Source organism: Streptomyces sp. bgisy159, from assembly GCF_057707805.1.
Genome location: NZ_JBYIQX010000136.1, coordinates 1 through 578 on the forward strand (window position 1 = coordinate 1; position 578 = coordinate 578).

Sequence of the window (578 nt, forward strand, 5' to 3'; positions counted from 1 at the left end):
GGTGAGGAGTACCTGGACTCCGAGAAGTACCAGCTCAAGCCCCGTGACTGGGAGAGCGCGGACACCATCGCGCCCCTGATCACCCGCCTGAACGACATCCGGCGCCGCCACCCGGCACTGCGGCGGCTCAGGAACCTGCGCTTCCACCACACCGACAACGACGCTCTGATCGCCTACAGCAAGCGGGAGGGCACCGACACGGTGATCGTCGTCGTCAACCTCGACCCCCACCACACCCAGGAGGCCACGGTCTCGTTGGACATGCAACAACTCGGTCTGGATCACGGCGCCCCCCTGTCCGTCCACGACGAACTGACGGGTGAGACCTACACCTGGGGCAGGACCAACTACGTGCGTCTGGAGCCCGGCCGGGCCCCGGCCCACGTGTTCCGCGTCCGGCCGCCGGCACCGACGATCGGAGGGTCCAGAGCGTCATGACCGTCAACTCACCCGTACCGGACACCTTCGAGGACACGCCCGCGAAGGACCGCGACCCCGACTGGTTCAAACGCGCCGTCTTCTACGAGGTGCTGGTCCGCTCCTTCCAGGACAGCAACGGCGACGGCGTCGGCGATCTC

1 pseudogene is annotated in these 578 nt (G+C 67.3%); it reads left to right on the forward strand.

The features are described 5' to 3' along the window. A pseudogene (locus AC3ET3_RS36150) lies at nucleotides 1-438 on the forward strand (DUF3459 domain-containing protein); the annotation flags it as partial. Nucleotides 439-578 lie beyond the last annotated feature (140 nt).